Source organism: Actinacidiphila sp. bgisy160, assembly GCF_057707815.1.
This window is the reverse complement of record NZ_JBYIQW010000125.1, coordinates 1-1827: the sequence shown is the minus strand read 5'-3', so window position 1 is coordinate 1827 and position 1827 is coordinate 1. Positions and strand designations below refer to the sequence as shown.

Here is a 1827-nt window from a genome sequence, read left to right as displayed (position 1 = left end):
CACTAGGTTGTGGCGTATCGGTCGCGGTGACGCCCCACCAGCTTGGCGCCAGTTCGTCACCGCGACCGACTTCGCCGACTCACCCATCCCCACCTGGAGCGGCCACCCGGCCACCGCTGCGTGACAAGCCGCTGGCGCGGCGCGCCTGCCGGACCTCGTGGACGCGGAACCACTCATCGGCGGTGGGCAGCTCCCGCTGCGCGCGGCCGGTGCCGTCGGTGCTGTTCAGCACGGCCCCGGATGAGTGCTGACGGACCGACTGCGGCGCGGTGGACCCTGATGAACAGGCCGGGCCCCTGCACCCCGAGAGGACCTTCGGCCGGCCGTCCTCGTCAGCGCGGGAAACGGCGCTCGAAGCCCTGCCACATCGCGTCGAAGTCCTGGCTCCGCCGAGGCGTCTCGAGTGCTTGGCGGGTGAGCTTGAGCGGAAGCCGGGCATCGAAAAAGATGATGAGGCCGAGATCGAGCCACTGGGGCGCAAGTTCCGCATTGGTCGCGAAGGCGTCGCCCTCCGGCGAAGAGCCGTGCGACGCCAGCATGTTGTGGAGCATGCCGGCGCCCGGCTCGCCGAACATGGTCGCCCCGGTCGGCGGGGTCTTGAGGATGCCGACGAACTCGCTGCCGATGTTTCGGTGGTAGTACGGCAGCCGGAAGGTGTCCATCGCCACCTCCCACCGCCCGACGACGGAGCAGAAGTCGAAGTTGGCCACACCGGGGGTGTCGGTCGGAGAGGTGAGGACCGTGTAGGCCGAGGGGTCAGTGTGGCCGTAGCTGAGCGTTCCGACGGTCTGGAAGGCGTGCAGGTCGTAGACGTAAGGCACATGGTTGCCGTGCCAGGCCACGACGTCCAGCGGCGAGTGGTCGTAGACCGAACTCCACAGCTCTCCGCCGTACTTGACGACAACCTCCACCGGTCGCTCGATGTCCTCATAGGCCGCGACCGGGACGCGGAAATCCTTCGGGTTCGCCAGAGCGGTCGTACCGAGGGGGCCGAGCTCGGGCAGAACCATCGGACGGCCGAAGTTCTCGGCGACATAGCCGCGGGCGACCGCGTCCAGCAGCTCCACCCGGAACCGTACGCCGCGCGGGATCAGCGCGACGTCTCCGGGCTTGACGTGCAGCAGCCCGAACTCGGTGCGCACCAGCAGCTCACCCTCGTGCGGGGTGATCAGCAGTTCGCCGTCGGAGTCGCTGAACACCTTGTCCTGCATCGAGGTGTTGGCGGTATAGAAGTGCACGGCCATACCGGTGCGCTCGGCCGGGTCGCCGTTGCCGCCGAGGGTCCACATGCCGGAGACGAAGTCCGTGTCGGCAGCCGGGGCGGGCAGCGGGGTCCAAGAGGTGCGGTTCATTTCGGACTGGGCGTCGGCGATACCGCAGAACGTCCCCGTATCGATCCTGGTGAAGGGGCGGTGTTGCGCCGACGGCCGGATGCGGTGCATCCAGGAGTAGCGGGTGTTGTCCCGCGAGTCGGTGAAGGAGCTGCCGTGGATCATCTCGGCGTAGAGCCCGAACGGCGGCCGCTGCGGCATGCTGTTGCCGACCGGCAGGGCGCCGGGCAGCGCCTCGCTGGAGTGAAGGTTGCCGAAGCCGTGCATGTACTCCAGCGATTCGGCGGTCTTGCGCGCCTTGTCTGTGCTCTGGTTATCCACCGTGATCAATCCTCAGTTGCATCGATAGCTGACTCGGACCGGTTACTGTCGCTGTTCTCATCGGAGAGACGAGGTGGCCCACGACAGGGCCGCAACCTCCCACGAAGGCGCGGTCGCACTCGCCTCATGCCTGATCCGGGCAAGAGCACTGTGACGACGGCCTCTGGCCGTAGGC

General features: G+C 67.7%; 1 protein-coding gene. It reads right to left on the bottom strand.

Features of this window, described 5'->3' with window-relative positions; genetic code table 11:
• Nucleotides 1–332 precede the first annotated feature (332 nt).
• Complete coding sequence (locus AC3EUJ_RS37095) at nucleotides 333–1598, bottom strand: homogentisate 1,2-dioxygenase (RefSeq protein ID WP_431969396.1); 1266 nt, start codon at nucleotides 1596–1598, stop codon at nucleotides 333–335.
• Between the last annotated feature and the right edge of the window lie 229 nt (nucleotides 1599–1827).

Excerpts from the sequence above, each read along its gene's own strand:
- AC3EUJ_RS37095 (WP_431969396.1), bottom strand. The coding sequence starts at position 1,598 with ATGCACGGCTTCGGCAACCTTCACTCCAGCGAGGCGCTGCCCGGCGCC.